General features: G+C 63.9%; 18 protein-coding genes. 8 read left to right on the top strand and 10 right to left on the bottom strand.

What is annotated here, in order from left to right; genetic code table 11:
* Window positions 1-709, top strand: a 709-nt coding sequence (locus GSQ88_RS35640; protein WP_246735297.1) for a methyl-accepting chemotaxis protein, incomplete at its 5' end; no start/stop codon positions are given.
* A gap of 80 nt (window positions 710-789) precedes the next feature.
* On the opposite strand, the gene GSQ88_RS13930 is transcribed toward GSQ88_RS35640, so the two are convergent.
* The 3 genes from GSQ88_RS13930 to ybaK all read right to left on the bottom strand — a co-directional run bounded on the left by GSQ88_RS13930 (window position 790) and on the right by ybaK (window position 3,415).
* The gene (locus tag GSQ88_RS13930) at window positions 790-1,749 is read right to left on the bottom strand and encodes a DMT family transporter (protein ID WP_159008330.1); all 960 of its coding nucleotides are present in this window, start codon (window positions 1,747-1,749) and stop codon (window positions 790-792) included.
* A gap of 85 nt (window positions 1,750-1,834) precedes the next feature.
* The gene (locus tag GSQ88_RS13925) at window positions 1,835-2,770 is read right to left on the bottom strand and encodes a DMT family transporter (RefSeq protein ID WP_159008329.1); all 936 of its coding nucleotides are present in this window, start codon (window positions 2,768-2,770) and stop codon (window positions 1,835-1,837) included.
* Window positions 2,771-2,941: 171 nt separating this feature from the next.
* Complete coding sequence (gene ybaK / locus GSQ88_RS13920; protein ID WP_159008328.1) at window positions 2,942-3,415, bottom strand: Cys-tRNA(Pro) deacylase; 474 nt, start codon at window positions 3,413-3,415, stop codon at window positions 2,942-2,944.
* 297 nt (window positions 3,416-3,712) lie between these two features.
* On the opposite strand from ybaK, the gene GSQ88_RS13915 reads away from it, so the two are divergent.
* From GSQ88_RS13915 to GSQ88_RS13905, 3 genes are all read left to right on the top strand, one after another.
* Window positions 3,713-5,005, top strand: coding sequence for an adenylosuccinate synthase (locus GSQ88_RS13915; RefSeq protein ID WP_159008327.1), 1,293 nt, complete (start codon window positions 3,713-3,715; stop codon window positions 5,003-5,005).
* A 37-nt stretch (window positions 5,006-5,042) separates the two neighbouring features.
* Entirely contained in the window at window positions 5,043-6,626 is a 1,584-nt protein-coding gene (locus GSQ88_RS13910) for a hypothetical protein (protein ID WP_159008326.1), read from the top strand.
* Window positions 6,627-6,900: 274 nt separating this feature from the next.
* Entirely contained in the window at window positions 6,901-7,344 is a 444-nt protein-coding gene (locus GSQ88_RS13905; RefSeq protein WP_159008325.1) for a DUF5413 family protein, read from the top strand.
* A 54-nt stretch (window positions 7,345-7,398) separates the two neighbouring features.
* Here GSQ88_RS13905 and GSQ88_RS13900 read toward each other — a convergent pair whose 3' ends face one another.
* Complete coding sequence (locus tag GSQ88_RS13900; RefSeq protein ID WP_159008324.1) at window positions 7,399-7,647, bottom strand: GCG_CRPN prefix-to-repeats domain-containing protein; 249 nt, start codon at window positions 7,645-7,647, stop codon at window positions 7,399-7,401.
* 247 nt (window positions 7,648-7,894) lie between these two features.
* On the opposite strand from GSQ88_RS13900, the gene GSQ88_RS13895 reads away from it, so the two are divergent.
* Complete coding sequence (locus tag GSQ88_RS13895; RefSeq protein ID WP_159008323.1) at window positions 7,895-8,854, top strand: AraC family transcriptional regulator; 960 nt, start codon at window positions 7,895-7,897, stop codon at window positions 8,852-8,854.
* Here the strand turns inward: GSQ88_RS13895 and GSQ88_RS13890 are convergent, their stop codons facing one another.
* Window positions 8,855-9,043, bottom strand: coding sequence for a hypothetical protein (locus tag GSQ88_RS13890; RefSeq protein ID WP_159008322.1), 189 nt, complete (start codon window positions 9,041-9,043; stop codon window positions 8,855-8,857).
* A 140-nt stretch (window positions 9,044-9,183) separates the two neighbouring features.
* On the opposite strand from GSQ88_RS13890, the gene GSQ88_RS13885 reads away from it, so the two are divergent.
* Complete coding sequence (locus GSQ88_RS13885; RefSeq protein ID WP_159008321.1) at window positions 9,184-9,726, top strand: DUF4112 domain-containing protein; 543 nt, start codon at window positions 9,184-9,186, stop codon at window positions 9,724-9,726.
* Window positions 9,727-9,791: 65 nt separating this feature from the next.
* Here the strand turns inward: GSQ88_RS13885 and GSQ88_RS13880 are convergent, their stop codons facing one another.
* The 4 genes from GSQ88_RS13880 to msrA all read right to left on the bottom strand — a co-directional run bounded on the left by GSQ88_RS13880 (window position 9,792) and on the right by msrA (window position 11,921).
* Window positions 9,792-10,085: a hypothetical protein gene (locus tag GSQ88_RS13880; protein ID WP_159008320.1), complete on the bottom strand. Its 294-nt coding sequence runs from the start codon at window positions 10,083-10,085 to the stop codon at window positions 9,792-9,794.
* Between the two features lie 233 nt (window positions 10,086-10,318).
* Window positions 10,319-10,483, bottom strand: coding sequence for a DUF3309 family protein (locus tag GSQ88_RS13875; protein WP_159008319.1), 165 nt, complete (start codon window positions 10,481-10,483; stop codon window positions 10,319-10,321).
* A 118-nt stretch (window positions 10,484-10,601) separates the two neighbouring features.
* Window positions 10,602-11,015, bottom strand: coding sequence for a peptide-methionine (R)-S-oxide reductase MsrB (gene msrB, locus GSQ88_RS13870; RefSeq protein ID WP_159008318.1), 414 nt, complete (start codon window positions 11,013-11,015; stop codon window positions 10,602-10,604).
* Window positions 11,016-11,198: 183 nt separating this feature from the next.
* Window positions 11,199-11,921, bottom strand: a complete 723-nt coding sequence (gene msrA, locus GSQ88_RS13865) for a peptide-methionine (S)-S-oxide reductase MsrA (RefSeq protein ID WP_159008317.1) — start codon at window positions 11,919-11,921, stop codon at window positions 11,199-11,201.
* 294 nt (window positions 11,922-12,215) lie between these two features.
* Between msrA and GSQ88_RS13860 the strand changes: the two genes are divergently transcribed.
* Window positions 12,216-13,946: a caspase family protein gene (locus GSQ88_RS13860; RefSeq protein WP_159008316.1), complete on the top strand. Its 1,731-nt coding sequence runs from the start codon at window positions 12,216-12,218 to the stop codon at window positions 13,944-13,946.
* Window positions 13,947-14,118: 172 nt separating this feature from the next.
* Here the strand turns inward: GSQ88_RS13860 and GSQ88_RS13855 are convergent, their stop codons facing one another.
* Entirely contained in the window at window positions 14,119-14,793 is a 675-nt protein-coding gene (locus GSQ88_RS13855; RefSeq protein ID WP_159008315.1) for a TetR/AcrR family transcriptional regulator, read from the bottom strand.
* 56 nt (window positions 14,794-14,849) lie between these two features.
* Between GSQ88_RS13855 and GSQ88_RS13850 the strand changes: the two genes are divergently transcribed.
* On the top strand, window positions 14,850-15,126 hold a 277-nt coding region (locus tag GSQ88_RS13850; protein WP_246735294.1), incomplete at its 3' end, for an enoyl-CoA hydratase-related protein.

Genomic DNA, 15,126 nt, shown 5'->3' with positions numbered 1-15,126 from the left:
GGCCGCGACCGTCAGCGCGGCCTCGCAAAGCGCTTCCAATAATGTCGGAACGGTTGCCGCAGCGGCCGAGGAGCTTTCAAGCTCGGTCGCCGAGATCTCGCGTCAAGTGGCGCGTTCGAGCGAGATCGCCAGCAAGGCGGTCGGAGATGCCGAGAGCACTAACGTCACCGTGCGGGCGCTATCGACCGGCGCCGAGAAGATCGGCGAAGTCGTGAAACTCATTCACAGCATCGCCGCGCAAACCAATCTGTTGGCGCTCAATGCGACCATCGAGGCGGCGCGCGCTGGTGAATCCGGTCGTGGATTTGCGGTCGTGGCTTCCGAGGTCAAGGCGCTGGCCAACCAGACCGCCAAGGCCACCGAGGAAATCTCCGCCCAGGTCGCGGCGATGCAGGCTTCCACCAGCGATGCGGTCGCCTCGATCGGCGGCATCACCCAAACCATCGCGCAGATGAGCGAGATCACGGTCTCGATTTCCACCGCGATCGAGCAGCAGGGCGACGCCACCCGAGAGATCGCCCGCAACATCCAGTCGGTCGCGGCCGGCTCCAGCGAGATCAGCACGCATATCGGTGGTGTCACCACGGCGGCTGCGGCCACCGGCACGGCGGCCTCCGACGTGCTCTCGAACGCCCGCGAACTCGACAATCAGTCTGGCATGCTGCGGCATGCGGTCGACGAATTCCTGAGCAAGGTCCGCGCGGCGTAAGTCGATCCTCGCCGTAAATCGAAGCCGTCATCCTGAGGTGCGCGCTCTTGCGCGCCTCAGGATGACGTCGGAGTGTGTTGCTAGCGCTTCGCCGATCCCCGCCGCGACGCGATGATCACGCCGGCGAGCACCAGCAGGTAGCCGACGAGGTGAAACAGCCGCGGCTGTTCGCCGAGCAGCAGGATCGCCATCGCCGATCCGAATACCGGCATCAGATGAAAGAACGGCGCGGCGCGGTTCGGCCCGATCAGCGCGATGCCGCGGTTGAAAAACAGATATGACAGCGTCGATGGAAAGATCACGACGTAGACCACCGTCACCACCGTCAGCGTGTCGAATTTCAGCGTCACGCCGCTCGAAATCTCCCAGACCGAGAACGGCAACAGCAACAGCGCGCCGCCGGCGGTGGTGAACGCAATCAGCGACAGTTGATGGGTCACCGGCCGGCGCGGCATCAGCGCCGAATACAGCCCGAACGCCAGCACCGCGCCGGCGACCATCACGTCGCCCTTGTTGAATTCGATGCTGGCGAGCGCGCCAGGGTCGCCGCGCAGGATGATGGTGAGGACGCCGGCAAGCGAAATCGCGATGCCGGCGAATTGCGCCCAGGTCAGCCGCACGCCGAACAGCAACAGCGACCACAGCGCCACGAACAGCGGGCCCGACGACTGGATCAACAGCGCGTTCAGCGCCTGGGTGTATTGCAGCGCCCAATAGGACAGAGCGTTGTTGATGGCGAAACCCGTCGCCGACAACACCAGCATCAGCGGCAGCCGCGCCCGCAAGGCCGGCCAGTCGGTCCGCAAATGCCGCCATGCGAACGGCAGCAGCATGACAAACGCGCCCGTCCACCGGATACAGGACAGCGTCATCGGCGGCACGTGGCCGGCGGCGTAACGCCCGAGCACGATATTACCGGCCCAGAACAGCGAGGTCAGGCTCAACAGCAGATAAGGCTGGTTGCTCAGCCACCGCAGCGGATCGGGGCCCGGTGGCGGCGAAGGCGGTGCTAATCTGGAAGGTATTATTGGAATGGTCATCGGCTCGACGGCGACGATGCGACGGATTGATGTGGCGCGACAAGTGCCGCTGTCGCAAGGCTACAATGCCGCAATCGGCCGTGCGTCAGGCTGCTGCGGAAGACGCCTTGCGCGAGGCGACGAAGACGCCGGTCAGGACCAGCGCGAAGCCGACGATATGGAACAACCGCGGACGTTCGCCGAGAAACACCATCGCCATCGCCGATCCGAACAGCGGCACCATGTGAAAGAACGGCGCGGCGCGGTTGGCGCCGATCAGATGGATGCCGCGATTCCAGCACAGATAGGCGACCGTCGAGGGAAACACCGCGACATACAACACCGACAGCAGGTTGGGCACATTCAGCGCCATCAGCGGCTGCGTGACCATTTCCCAGATCACCAGCGGGATCAGGCAGGCCGCGCCGCAGCCGAACGTGAAGGCCGCGAATGACAGGCCGTGTATCGCCGGTCGCTTCAAGGTCATCACCGAATAGAACCCGAAGATCACCAGCGCCACCATGAAGATGATGTCGCCCTTGTTGAATTCGATGTTGGTCAGCGTCGTCAGGTCGCCGTGCAGCAGGATCACCAGCACGCCGATCAGCGACAGCACCACGCCGAAGGCCTGCGCCGGCGTGATGCGCACGCCGAGCAGGATCAGCGACCAAATCGCGACGACCAACGGTCCGGCCGACTGCAGCAGCACCGTGTTCAGCGCCTGGGTATATTCGAGCGCCCAGTATTGCAGGGTATTGAAGGCGCCGATCCCGGTGACGGAAATCACGATCATGATGCCAAGGCCGCCGCGGAGCGCGCGCCAGTCGTGCACCAGATGTTTCCATGCGAACGGAAGCACGATGAGAAACGCCAGCCCCCAGCGCAGGAACGACAGCGTCACCGGCGGAATATGTCCGACCGCCAGGCGGCCGACGATGGCGTTGCCGGCCCAGCACAGCGCGGCAATGCACAGCAGCAAATAAGGCTGGTGCGTCAACCAGTGTCCGGAAGCTGCGCGCGAGGTCGGTTCAGTAGCTGACATTCACGAAAGGCCCGGTTCATGACGCCGCGGCCTGCCCGACGCCTTCGCACCGGGCCGGAATGGTGACCCGGCCCGCGTCACAGACACGGATTCCGGGCGCTCATCAATGGGGCAGACGCATCGCGACCATGCAAGGAGCGGGACGAGGCGATTCGAAGCTTTCGGGCTGCTTCACACCGTCAACGCCCGCACGATGGCGCCTGCCGCATTCACGGCATCGTTGGGGTCGAGTTCGACTTGCAATCCGCGTTGCCCGCCATTGAGGAACACGCTGGACTGGCGCAGCGCCGCCTCTTCGATCGCTACCGGCACGCGCTTTTTCTGGCCGAACGGACTGATGCCGCCGACATGATAGCCGGTGAGCCGTTCGGCGTCGGCCGGGCGCATCATCTGGGCGGCTTTGCCGCCGAACGCCGCGGCGAGCTTCTTCATGCTGACTTCGCAATCCGACGGTACCACGACGCAGACCGGTTTGCCGTCGACCTCGGCCATCAGCGTTTTCAGCATACGGCGCGGCTCGATGCCGAGCGCCTCGGCGGCCTGCAGACCGATCCGCTCGGCCGTGGAATCATAGCTATAGGTGTGCAGCACGAACTTGATGCCGAGGCTCGCAAGTGCGGCTGTCGCGCGGGTGGTTTTGGACATTTCGCCGATCGCTCCGTGTTCACGCGCCGGGCCTTTGCGCGGCTTGCGCGCTGCCTTGCCGTTGCCACAAATTTTGTGGGGATATCAATGGGTTGGATCGCTTCCAAAGCAGCCTCAAGCGCCCCTTCTTGCTTGCGTCGATAGCCCGCTTCCTTTATCCGATGGGGCTGCCCTGCATGCGAACGGCCCCCGGCCGTGATTTTGGCTGGGCGCGCTAAAGCATGATCCGGAAGGACGGACACGTCTTTTCCGTTAGATCGTGCTGAAACCGACATAGTTGCAGGGAATATCCGCGAAATGGCCAATGTTGTCGTCGTCGGCGCCCAATGGGGCGACGAAGGGAAGGGCAAGATCGTCGACTGGTTGTCAGAGCAGGCTGACATCGTTGTGCGCTTCCAGGGCGGCCATAATGCCGGTCATACCCTGGTCATCAACGGCGAAACCTACAAGCTGGCGCTGCTGCCGTCCGGCGTGCTGCGGCCCTCCAAGCTCGCCGTGATCGGCAATGGCGTGGTGTTCGATCCCCAGGCTTTCCTCGATGAAGTTGCAAAACTGAAGGGCCAGGGCGTCGCCATCAGTCCGGAAAACCTGCGCGTCGCCGAAAACGTCACGCTGATCCTGCCGCTGCATCGCGAGCTCGACGCGCTCCGCGAGTCATCCAGTATCGTGACCGCGATCGGCACCACGCGGCGCGGCATCGGGCCGGCCTATGAGGACAAGGTCGGTCGCCGCGCGATCCGGCTGATGGACTTAGCCGATCTCGATACGCTGCCGCACAAGATCGACCGCCTGCTGGCGCACCACAATGCGCTGCGCCGCGGCCTCAGCCTCGCCGAAATCGACGGCGCCGAAATCCTGCGCGAGCTGACCGCGCTGGCGCCGCAGTTGTTGCCTTACGCCGAAACGGTGTGGCGGCTGCTCGACCTCAAGCGCCGCGAGGGCAAGCGCATCCTGTTCGAGGGCGCGCAAGGCGCGCTGCTCGACGTCGACCACGGCACCTATCCCTATGTCACCTCGTCCAACACGGTGGCGGCGCAGGCGGCGACCGGCACCGGCATGGGACCGAGCGCGGTCGGCTATGTCCTGGGCATCTGCAAGGCCTATACGACGAGGGTCGGCCAGGGGCCGTTCCCGACCGAATTGACCAACGAAATCGGCGAGGAGATCGGCCGTCGCGGCAAGGAGTTCGGCGTCAATACCGGACGCAAGCGGCGCTGCGGCTGGTTTGACGCGGTGCTGGTGCGCCAGACGGTGCGGACCTGCGGCATCCACGGCCTGGCGCTGACCAAGCTCGATATTCTCGATGGTTTCGATTCGATCGACGTCTGTGTCGGCTACATGCTGGACGGCAAGGAGATCGACCATCTGCCGGCCGGCGAGGGCGCGCAGTCCCGGGTGGTGCCGGTCTATGAGACCATCGAGGGCTGGAAGGAGCCGACCGCCAACGCCCGTTCCTGGGCGGATCTGCCGGCGCAGGCCATCAAATATGTCCGCCGGGTCGAAGAACTGGTGGGATGCCCCATTGCGTTGCTTTCCACCAGCCCGGAACGCGAAGATACTATTCTGGTTCAAAACCCGTTTGAGGCTTAACGAGATATTACCGGAAAGCCTGCAATGTTGAGCAGAAATGGCTGACTACTACCCGCTGATCGCCCGCGCCATTGCCGGACTGGATCCCAGTGCTCCCGGCGAGAGCCGCCGTGCGCTGTATGAACGGGCACGCGCCGCGCTGATCGCGCAGTTGCGCAGCGTCGAACCGCCGTTGAGCGAATCCGAGATCACCCGCGAGCGGCTGTCGCTGGAAGAGGCCGTACGCAAGGTCGAGTCCGAGGCCGCCCAGCGCGCCCGCGATGCCTCGCGTTCCCCGGATGCGCGCGGCGCCCGCGCCGGTGATGCGTTCCGCGCCACCACCCGGCCCAATCCGCGGCCGGGCGATGCCGCGCCGCCGGCCGGGGGCCAGCCTTCGCCGTCATCGCCGCGTCCGCCCGCGGCCTCACCGCCGCGCCCGCCGGCAGCGCCGCCGCCGCGCACCCTTCGCATCGACCCGCCGCCGATTCCGCGGTCGCAGCCACCGGCGCCGCCGCCGGACGCGCAACTGCCGCCAACCCGCGAGCGCATGGGCGTGGCCCGCCGCGGCGCTGACAACAGCGCGCCGCAGGCGCAGCCGCCGGCGATACGCGGCTTCCGCGATATCGCGGCCGACGCCGACGATCTCGGACGCGCCGCCGCGCAGGCCACCCGCGCCGCGCGCAAGACCTACGCCAACGTGCCCTCGCCATCGCCGGAATTCGACCGCTCCGAGCCGAACATGGAGAACCGAGGCGCCGATTCGGAGGCGCCTTATTCGTATGACGAGTCGGTCGAGGAGGCCGAGCGCTATACGCCGCCGGCGGCCAGTTCGCGGCCGCGCCTGCCGCAGGACCGTGATGCGAAGAAACGCGTGCGCACCGGCGGAGGCTTTCCGTTCAAGAGCGCGATTGTCGTCGGCATCGTGCTGATCCTGGTCGGCGCCGGGATCCTGTGGGGCAAGCCGCTGGTCGCGGCCGTGAGCGGCCTGTTCAAGCCGTCCACCGCGGTGGTCGAAGCGCCCAAGGACAATACCGCGCCGCCGTCGAAGCCGAAGATTCCCGATCGAGTCGGCCAGCCGTCGTCGACCGACCAGGTTGCGCCGGTGGCGCAGCGGGTGGTGCTGTATGACGAGGACCCCGCCGATCCCAAGGGCAAGCAATATGTCGGCACGGTGGTCTGGCGCACCGAACCGATCAAGGGCGGCACCGGCCAGCCCGCCGATATCTCGGTGCGCGCCGACATCGAGATCCCGGATCGCAAGTTCAAGATGACGATGTCGTTCCGCCGCAACACCGACACCTCGCTGCCGGCCAGCCATACCGCCGAACTGACCTTCATCCTGCCGCCGGATTTCGCCGGCGGCGGCGTCAGCAACGTGCCGGGCATCCTGATGAAATCGAACGAGCAGGCCCGCGGCACGCCGCTCGCCGGCCTCGCGGTCAAGGTCACCGACGGCTTCTTCCTGGTCGGGCTGTCGAATGTCGACACCGACCGCACGCGCAATATCCAGCTCCTGAAGGAGCGCTCGTGGTTCGACGTGCCGCTGGTTTATGTCAACCAGCGCCGCGCCATCATCGCGATCGAAAAAGGGCCGCCCGGCGAACGCGCGTTTAATGACGCCTTCGCGGCGTGGGGCGAGTAGCGGTGCCGGCGGCGTGTTTCCCTTCACCTCTCCCCGGCGGGGAGAGGTCGATTTGCTCCCGGCGATGCGAAGCATCGTCCGGTGCAAATCGGGTGAGGGCTCTTATACCAAACGAGAGGTCCTAACCCCTCACCCGGCGCTGCGCGCCGACCTCTCCCAACGGGAGAGGTGAAGGGAAATCGCGCGATTCAATCAATAATCATCGTCCTCTAGGGACCCGGTTCGCAGCCATCGGCAAACCTGCTATACCTAGCGAAAATCGCGAGGGTGGAGCATGAAGCGGTATCTGATTTTTGCGGCACTCGGGCCGTTCATCGGCGGGTTCTTTCTTCTGATCGCGACCACGGTGATGTCGGGCTATTGGGATGAGCCGAACTTTTCGCAAGTGACCAAGCTGTTCGTGGTTTTCCTCAAGACGCTGCAATACAGCTATCTGTTCGGCATCCTGCCGATCCTGATGATGGCGGCGGTCGACGATATCGTGTTCCACGTCAAACCGATCGTTCCGGTGCTGCGCATGCTGTTGGTCGGCGCGTTCTCGTTTCTGGCGGCCGCCTTTGTCTATGGCTCCAGGGGAGGCGACAGCGGCGCGCTGCAGTTTTTCCTGTATGGCCTGGTCGGCTTCGTCCCCGCGACGGTCTGCTCATGGCTGGCGCATGAAGCGATCGACTTCCCGGCGACGGCATCGCCGGGGGTTGCCACCGAATCCTCGAAATAATAGACGGCGGACCTTACGGTCCGCCGCCGGGTTCAAGTGGCAATGGCTACGTGATTAGCGTCCGTCGCCGCGGCAGCCGCCATTGGGCCCGACGTGATAGCCGCGCGGGCAGGCATGCTCGCCCGGATTGGCGTAGTTCTGGCGGCATCCGCCATAGGGACCGCGATGGAAGCCCGGTCCGCATCCGCCCGCGACCTTGATCATGTCGGTCTGCGGTGCGAGCGGGGACAGCGGCATGGCGGAAGCTGCGCCCGCGCCCATCAAGGTGCCGGTCAAGAAGGCTATCGCGATCAGTCTGTGCATGCTCGTCTCCCGCTGCGATGGGTCAAGTTTTTAGCCGCCGGCACGACGGGCCGGCGCTCCCGCCGTATCGGTAAGCCGGCGCGCGCTTGATGTCTTGGACTGCCGGGCGTCGGGCGCGGCCGGATTTGGACTGTCCGGCGCTGTTTGCTTTATTTGCTTTATCGGCGGGTGTTGGTAGCTTCGCGCGGTTTTCAGTCCGTATTCATTCAGCGACGTTAATGGTCGCGCCATCGCTTCCTGGTGTTCGATGTCCGTCATCAAGAAAACCCTGTCGACCGACATGCTGCCGCAAGGTCTAAATGACCGGCAGCGTTTTCTCCGCTTTGCCGAATTGTTCGAGCATTTCTCCAACACGGGTGAACTGGATCCGGCGCCCGACGTGCCGTTCCGGGCCGCGATGAATTCCATCCACGTCGGCACCACCATGTTGGGTCGCTGTGACGGCAGCTTCACCGCGGTGCGGCGCGAACGCCGTCAGGTGCAGGCGACCAATGACGATCGCTATTGCCTGGCGCGCAACAGCGGCAAGCGCGATGGCATCCTGGTTCATCGCGGCCGCGAGTTCACCTTGCGGCCGGGCTCGATGGCGCTGCTCAAGCTCGACGAGCCGTTCATCAGTGCCGATGGCGCCAACGCCAAGCGTTTCACCAATGTGCACCTGCCGACCCTGACGCTGCAGGCGATGGTCCCCGGCGTCGACGACATGGTTGGCCGCGAACTCGAGCCCGGCGGCGCGCTGTCGCTGGCGATGGATTACAGCGATCTGTTGTTGCAGCACCCCGGCGCGGTCGATCAAGCGGGCTTTGCCATCGCCGCGCATCTGATGGATCTCGCAGCCCTCGGGCTCGGCGCCCGCTGCGATATCGCAGCCGCTGCCCAGCGCCGCGGCATGCGCACGGTCAGGCTCAAGGCGGTGCTGATGATCCTGGAACGGCGTTTCACCGAGCCGGATTTTTCGGCGCAGAAACTCGCCACCGCCGCCGGCCTGTCCGAGCGCTATGTCAATGAATTGCTGTTCGAGGCCGGCGCCAGTTTCACGACGCGGCTGACCGAACTGCGGTTGCGCAAGGCGGGCGATCTATTGGCGCACGCGGAAGGCAAAATCTCGGATATCGCCTTTGCTTGCGGCTTCAACGATCTGTCCTATTTCAACCGCTGCTTTCGCCGCCGCTTCGGGCTGACGCCCACCGCGGCGCGGGGGCGGTGATCACAGCAAAGGTATTTCGGACGTCATCCTGAGAGGCCGCGAAACAATCAACGCCGTCATCCTGAGGTGCTCGCCGTCTTCGGCGAGCCTCGAAGGATGATGTTCAGCGGCGTGCTCGCGGCCATCCTTCGAGGCGCGCAAGTGCGCACACCTCAGGATGACGGCGGAGTCCATTGCACCGATCGTCATGGCCGGGCTTCGTCCCGGCCATCCACGTCTTTCTTTACTTGCAGTCAAGACGTGGATGCCCGGCACAAGGCCGGGCATGACGAACTTTAAACTGGGCACCGGTCAGGCAACTTGCGTTTCGCCCAGACGTTACCCATGTGATGGCCATGTCGAACAACGATATCTATTTCCGGAAGGCTGCCCGTAGCTCCACCGCCGATGCGGCGTTGGGCGGCGCGCGGGTGCGTGGGCCCGTCATCGATCAGGACGGCCGCGAGATACCGCAGGAAAGCTTGGGTTCAAGGTTTCAGGGCTTTCGCTTCGATTTCGGCCATTCCAGCGCCAACCCGTTCGGCAATCTTACCCGCGAGCAGCGGCTGGCGCGGCTCGATACGCTGGCAAAGCTGCTGGACGTCGCCTTCGTGCTGCCCGGCACCAATATCCGCTACGGCGTTGATGGCATCGTGCGGTTGATCCCGGTGGTCGGCGATCTGATCGCGTCGGCGTTTTCGCTGTGGCTGGTGCGCGAGGCGCGCGCGCTGGGCGCACCCTGGCATGTCACCGCGCGGATGCTCGCCAATGTCGCGCTGGAAGGAACCGTCGGGATGGTGCCGATCGCCGGCGACGCGTTCGACGTGATGTTCCGCGCCAATATGCGCAACATGCGCCTGCTGCGGAATTGGATGGAGAAGCAGCCGCGCTGATCTTCGCCCGTCCTAACCCGGGTACCCCGAGTTAGTCGTCTTGCGCGCGTTACAACGAGTTCGGATTACGCCGCGTCGGCGTTGGCATCGTCGGCCGGCGCCGGCTCTTCCGCACGGGGACGGCGCTCCAGCGGAAACGCTTCGCTTTCGTACAGCGTGCGGATGCCGCTCTGATCGAAGCGGGCTTCATCGACTTGCAGATAGGCGCCGTTCAGCGAATCCGCCGGCAATTCCTCGATCGCGAAGCGGACGGCTTCGGCCGCGGTGCCAAATCGCCGATACGCGAAGCCGGCACGCTTTTTCTTGCGGATCGCGGCGGGGAATAATTCGGCGGCAGTGTTGTAGCTGAAGGAAGCCATGGTCAGTGACCCTTATCTTTTTTCGTGGGAGCGCGAGAGAAATCGCGAACGGATCGTGCGGGGCCCACTAACCGAGCGGCGCTCCGACACACGTCATTTCAAGAAGTCTCTAATATAGGCTCGTTTGAAGGAAATGCGACTCCTGACCCGCCAGATGATGAATCCCGGTTCCATCGGGTCAGAATATCGATAACTCTATATTTTTCAATATCTTAGGGTGATTTTTGGCTGATTTACAGCTTGCCGAGTAACAGCAGGATGATCAGCACGACCAGAATGACACCGCCGAGGCCCATGCCGGAATGGCCCATGCCATAGCCGTATCCGCCGAACCGGCCACTAAAGCCGCCCAGCAGATAAATGATGACGAGGATGATGAGGATCGTTCCCAGAGACATCGTGCTCTCCCAACAAGCGCCGGCCGGCAAGCCTACGCCGCGCGGCGCCGGTTGGGCAAAGCATATTCCGGCGGCTTACCGCCGGCGTAGCCGCTTGGTAGCGACTACTTGGGTACGTCTATTTGGGCTGCAATTTCAGCGACGCTGAATTGATGCAGTAACGCAGACCGGTCGGGCCGGGGCCGTCGTCGAACACATGGCCGAGATGGCCGTTGCACTTCGAGCACAACACTTCGGTCCGGACCATGCCGTGCGTGACGTCGCGCTCCTCGTCGACATGGCCGTCCATCGCGGGCGCCGTAAAGCTAGGCCAGCCGCAGCCGGAATCGAACTTGGCGTCGGATTCGAACAGCGTCTGGCCGCAGCCGGCGCAGGTGTAGGTGCCGGCCCGCTTCTCATGCTCGTATTCGCCGGAGAACGGCCGTTCGGTCGCCTTCTCGCGGAGCACGGCATATTGCATCGGCGTCAATTCCTTGCGCCACTCCGCCTCGCTCTTCTCGACCTTGCCGCCGATGGTCTTGGTATCGGTCATGAAACCTCCTTTGGTTGATCGTCATTGCGAGGAGCCAACGGATCCGGCCTTCGGCCGGCCCGATGATAAACTCCGCGACGAAGCAATCCATCTCTGCACGTGCGGCATGGATTGCTTCGCGGAGCTTGTCATCGGGCGGGCATTCGCCCGACCCGTTGGCTCGCAATGACGGGAACTATTTCCTCAGTCGGTGAGCTTTGCGCCGCTCACCAGCGTCGGCTTCTCGATGTAGTTTTCCGCGAATATCTTCTTCAGGTTTTCGACCTTCGGAAGGTCGTTATAGGCAATATAGGGTTGGTTCGGGTGCAGCGTCAGGTAGTCCTGGTGATAGGCCTCGGCCGGATAGAACCCTTCGAGCGGGCCGACCTTGGTCACGATCGGCTTGGAGTACACCTTGGCCGCGTTGAGCTGGGCGATATAGGCGTCCGTGACTTTCTTCTGTTCGGGCGTACTGGTCCAGATCGCCGAACGATATTGCGTGCCGCTGTCCGGCCCCTGGCGGTTCAACTGCGTCGGGTCGTGCGCCACCGAGAAGAAGATCTGCAGCAGCTTGCCGTAGCTGATCTTCTTCGGGTCGTATTTGACCTGCACGGATTCCGCATGCCCGGTGGTGCCGGTCGAGACGGTGTCGTATTGCGCGGTGCTTTTGTTGCCGCCGGCATATCCGGACACCGCATTGACGACGCCGGCGGTGTGCTGGAACACGCCCTGCACGCCCCAGAAACAGCCGCCCGACAACACCACGGTCTGGACGCCGTCGGACGCCGGTGCGTCCATCGCGGGCGCGGGGATGACCACGGCGTCTTCGGCCGCGAGCGAGGGTGCGGCGACGAAGCCTGTGATCGCCAGCGCGCCGATGGCGGCGATGCCGAGCGAGAGACGGCTGAATTGAGAGCTACGGAACATAGGGGCTTCCTCCGGATGGGCGGATTAAAAAGCAGTTTAGGGCAGGGGGTGCGGTTCGCAATCGCAAATGGGGCTGCCCGATGCACTGAGATACGGGCAAGTGCGGCGATTGTTACAGCGGAACGCGCACGACTTCGTGAAAAAACGCCGCTTTGCAAGGCATTAGGGGCAAGTGAATGGAGGCTGCCGGGCGATTCCTTAAGGGCAAATTGGTCAAACAGCCGAAACCCACCCTAGAATGAACCGGCACAGGTATTGAACGACCAAATTTCATTGCGCCGGAGTCTTTCGCGGATGTTGCGTCTCCTTTTTTTTGCAGTTGCGCTGGTGGCCGCGGCGCCAGCGCTGGCGGCCGGCGATGTAGATACCTGCCGCGACCTCGGAGCGGAACCGGCCGCGCGGCTGGCCGCCTGCGAGAGCGTGATCGCCGACGACAAGATCACGGGCAAATCGAAGGCCGCCGCCTTCGGGGTCCGCGGCGAGGCGCTGAACAAAAAACGCGATTATGACGGTGCGATTCTGGCATTCAGTGCGGCGCTCGGGGCGGACCCGGATAATGCCAGCTACATCAATTCGCGCGGCATTGCCTACAGTAACAAGGGCGACGACGAACATGCGCTGGCCGACTACGGTCTCGCCCTGCAGTTCCGGCCGACCTTTGCCAGCCCCTACAACAATCGTGGTCTCATCTTCATGCGCAACGGCGATCTGTCGCGCGCCCTCGACGAACTCAATTCCGCTGTCAAACTTTCCAGCAAAAGCCCGAACCGCTACATCGATTTGACCAATCGCGGCCGCCTGAACACGCTGCTCAAACAGTACGACGCGGCGCTGGCCGACTTCGCCGAGGCTCAAAAGATCAATCCCGACAGCGTGCAGATCCTGAATGACCGCTGTATCACCTACACCGAGATGGCAAGATTCGACGAGGCGCTTGCCGATTGCAGTGCCGCGATCGCGAAGACGCCAAAGCCGATCTTTCCACTGACCAGCCGCGGCAATCTGTATCTTGCCAAGGGCGATCTTGATGCCGCGATCAACGATTACAACGAGGCGCTCAAAATCGGCCCGAACAATATCCGCGCCCACGCGGGCCGTGGGCAGGTCTACGAAAAGCGTCGGGACTTCAGCGCCGCACGCTCCGACTATCGCTCCGCGAGCGCGGCTTTGACGAAAGTCGACGACACCGATACCGCCATCGCGCGCCGCCTGGCCAAAGAAAGGCTGGCCGCGCTGATGGCAGCTCTGCCGGCTCCCTCTGCTGCGTCGCCGCCGGTCAAGCCGGCCCCGGGAAGTACGGCCGCACCGGCACCAGCCGGCGGCCTGCGCAAGGTCGCGTTGATCATCGGCAATGGCGCCTACAGGAATGTGCGGCAGCTCGACAATCCCCCGCGCGACGCCAAGCTGATCGCGTCGACCTTTCGCGATCTCGGTTTCGCGACCGTGACGCTCGCGCCTGATCTCAGCCGCGACAAGTTTTTCGCGGCGTTGCAGGAATTCGGCGCCGAGGCGGAAAAATCCGATTGGGCGGTGGTCTACTACGCCGGTCACGGCATGGAAGTCGGCGGCGTCAATTACCTGATCCCGACCGACGCAAAACTCGCCGCCGATCGCGATGCCGAGACACAAGCGGTGGCGCTGGAGCAGGTGATCGCCGCGGTTTCCGGGGCGCGCAAGCTGCGACTGGTGATGCTCGACGCCTGCCGCGACAATCCGTTCGAGAAGACCATGCAGCATACCATCGCACTGAAGCTGGTCAGCAAGGGCTTGTCCAACATCGAGCCGGAAGCAGGCTTCATGGTGGTCTATGCCGCCAAGCACGGCGAGACCGCGCTCGATGGCGAAGCCGCCAACAGCCCGTTCGCGACCGCGCTGGCGCACGACATCAAGGAGCCGCACATCGAAGTGCGAAAACTGTTCGACATCGTCCGCGACGACGTCTGGACCGCGACCAAGCACGAGCAGCAGCCCTTCACCTACGGCTCGCCGCCCGGCCGCGATGATTTTTATTTCGCGGGGAAATAGTTTGCAGCCGCCCTCCTGAGCGCCTGTGAAGCTATTTCGTTCCTCATCCTGAGGAGCGGCGTCTTCGCCGCGTCTCGAAGGATGGCCGCGAGTCCGTGCATTGCGTCCATCCTTCGAGACGCGCGCAAGGGCGCGCTCCTCAGGATGACGGCTGAAATGGCTTCGCGGCCTCTCAGGATGACGGCGAACTGGCTTGCAGCCGCGCGATCAGGGCTTCGATGTGCAATTCGACAATGCCGTCCAGGGTACTGCCCAACGTCTTGAGACGGCCGGTTTGATTGACGACGAGGGCGCCGATCAGGAACGCAAACAGCGCCGCGACCTCATGACGTGCGGTGACAGGCTTTTGCTCACCCAGGCTGCCGATAGCGGTCTGAAGCAGCGCGAGCGTATCGCCGAGGCGCCGGTTGAGCTCCGAGTCCAGATCCCGGCTCAATCCCCGCGGCCGGACCCCATGCCAGAGATAAAGCCCTAGCGTCACCTCGTCGGCGCGGGTGCGGTAGTATTCGACAAAGGCCAGGGCGCCGGCTCGAAGCCGGGCTGCGGATTCTTGCTGTCGCTCAGCGGCGGCTCTGACGTGATCGAACAGCCGCTGCAGCGACTCGGCCAGGAGCTCGGCGTAGATAGCTTCCTTGGAGGCGAACAGCGGGTAGATCGCCCCCGTCGTGCAGCCGGCCTCCAGCGCAATCGCGCGCATGGTCGCGCGGTCGAGCCCGTCGCGGGCGAACACCTTCCACGCGCCTTCCAGGATCAGGCGGCTGCGCGTCTGGCGCAGCGCCGTTTCGCGGTCCCCTCGGGCCAGCGCGAAGTGGTCAGTTCCGGGTTTGAAAGAGCGGCTTGTCTTCATCGCTGGATTGTATCAAGGTAATTTGATAATAACAACGTTACGAAAGGGAGCGGCCAATGTCCGTCAGGATCGAAAAGAATGGTGCCGTCTGGACCGTGATCCACAGCCGCGCCGAGGCGCGAAACGCCATGGATCCCGCCAGCGCCGACGCGCTGGTGCAGGCTTTCGAGACATTTGACCGTGACCCGGCGGCGTCGGTCGCGGTGCTGTGGGGGGAAGGCGGTTCGTTCTGCGCCGGGTGGGATCTGAAATATGCGTCCGCGCTGGCAGACCGCCAACGGTTCGATTCCGAGATCGTCGATGGTCTGCAATTCGGCATGGGATCGGGGCCGG

Source organism: Bradyrhizobium sp. S69 (assembly GCF_009766005.1).
GTDB lineage: Bacteria > Pseudomonadota > Alphaproteobacteria > Rhizobiales > Xanthobacteraceae > Bradyrhizobium.
The sequence above is the reverse complement of the archived record's forward strand: the minus strand, read 5'-3'. Positions and strand labels throughout refer to the sequence as shown.

What these genes read in the sequence shown, in the direction of transcription:
- ybaK (WP_159008328.1), bottom strand. Translation starts at nt 3,415, where the DNA reads ATGTCCAAAACCACCCGCGCGACAGCCGCACTTGCGAGCCTCGGCATC.
- msrB (WP_159008318.1), bottom strand. Translation starts at nt 11,015, where the DNA reads ATGACCGATACCAAGACCATCGGCGGCAAGGTCGAGAAGAGCGAGGCG.
- GSQ88_RS13860 (WP_159008316.1), top strand. Translation starts at nt 12,216, where the DNA reads ATGTTGCGTCTCCTTTTTTTTGCAGTTGCGCTGGTGGCCGCGGCGCCA.
- GSQ88_RS13890 (WP_159008322.1), bottom strand. Translation starts at nt 9,043, where the DNA reads ATGACGATCGGTGCAATGGACTCCGCCGTCATCCTGAGGTGTGCGCAC.
- msrA (WP_159008317.1), bottom strand. Translation starts at nt 11,921, where the DNA reads ATGTTCCGTAGCTCTCAATTCAGCCGTCTCTCGCTCGGCATCGCCGCC.
- GSQ88_RS13880 (WP_159008320.1), bottom strand. Translation starts at nt 10,085, where the DNA reads ATGGCTTCCTTCAGCTACAACACTGCCGCCGAATTATTCCCCGCCGCG.
- GSQ88_RS13910 (WP_159008326.1), top strand. Translation starts at nt 5,043, where the DNA reads ATGGCTGACTACTACCCGCTGATCGCCCGCGCCATTGCCGGACTGGAT.
- GSQ88_RS13915 (WP_159008327.1), top strand. Translation starts at nt 3,713, where the DNA reads ATGGCCAATGTTGTCGTCGTCGGCGCCCAATGGGGCGACGAAGGGAAG.
- GSQ88_RS13930 (WP_159008330.1), bottom strand. Translation starts at nt 1,749, where the DNA reads ATGACCATTCCAATAATACCTTCCAGATTAGCACCGCCTTCGCCGCCA.
- GSQ88_RS13885 (WP_159008321.1), top strand. Translation starts at nt 9,184, where the DNA reads ATGGCCATGTCGAACAACGATATCTATTTCCGGAAGGCTGCCCGTAGC.
- GSQ88_RS13925 (WP_159008329.1), bottom strand. Translation starts at nt 2,770, where the DNA reads ATGTCAGCTACTGAACCGACCTCGCGCGCAGCTTCCGGACACTGGTTG.
- GSQ88_RS13895 (WP_159008323.1), top strand. Translation starts at nt 7,895, where the DNA reads ATGTCCGTCATCAAGAAAACCCTGTCGACCGACATGCTGCCGCAAGGT.
- GSQ88_RS13900 (WP_159008324.1), bottom strand. Translation starts at nt 7,647, where the DNA reads ATGCACAGACTGATCGCGATAGCCTTCTTGACCGGCACCTTGATGGGC.
- GSQ88_RS13855 (WP_159008315.1), bottom strand. Translation starts at nt 14,793, where the DNA reads ATGAAGACAAGCCGCTCTTTCAAACCCGGAACTGACCACTTCGCGCTG.
- GSQ88_RS13875 (WP_159008319.1), bottom strand. Translation starts at nt 10,483, where the DNA reads ATGTCTCTGGGAACGATCCTCATCATCCTCGTCATCATTTATCTGCTG.
- GSQ88_RS13905 (WP_159008325.1), top strand. Translation starts at nt 6,901, where the DNA reads ATGAAGCGGTATCTGATTTTTGCGGCACTCGGGCCGTTCATCGGCGGG.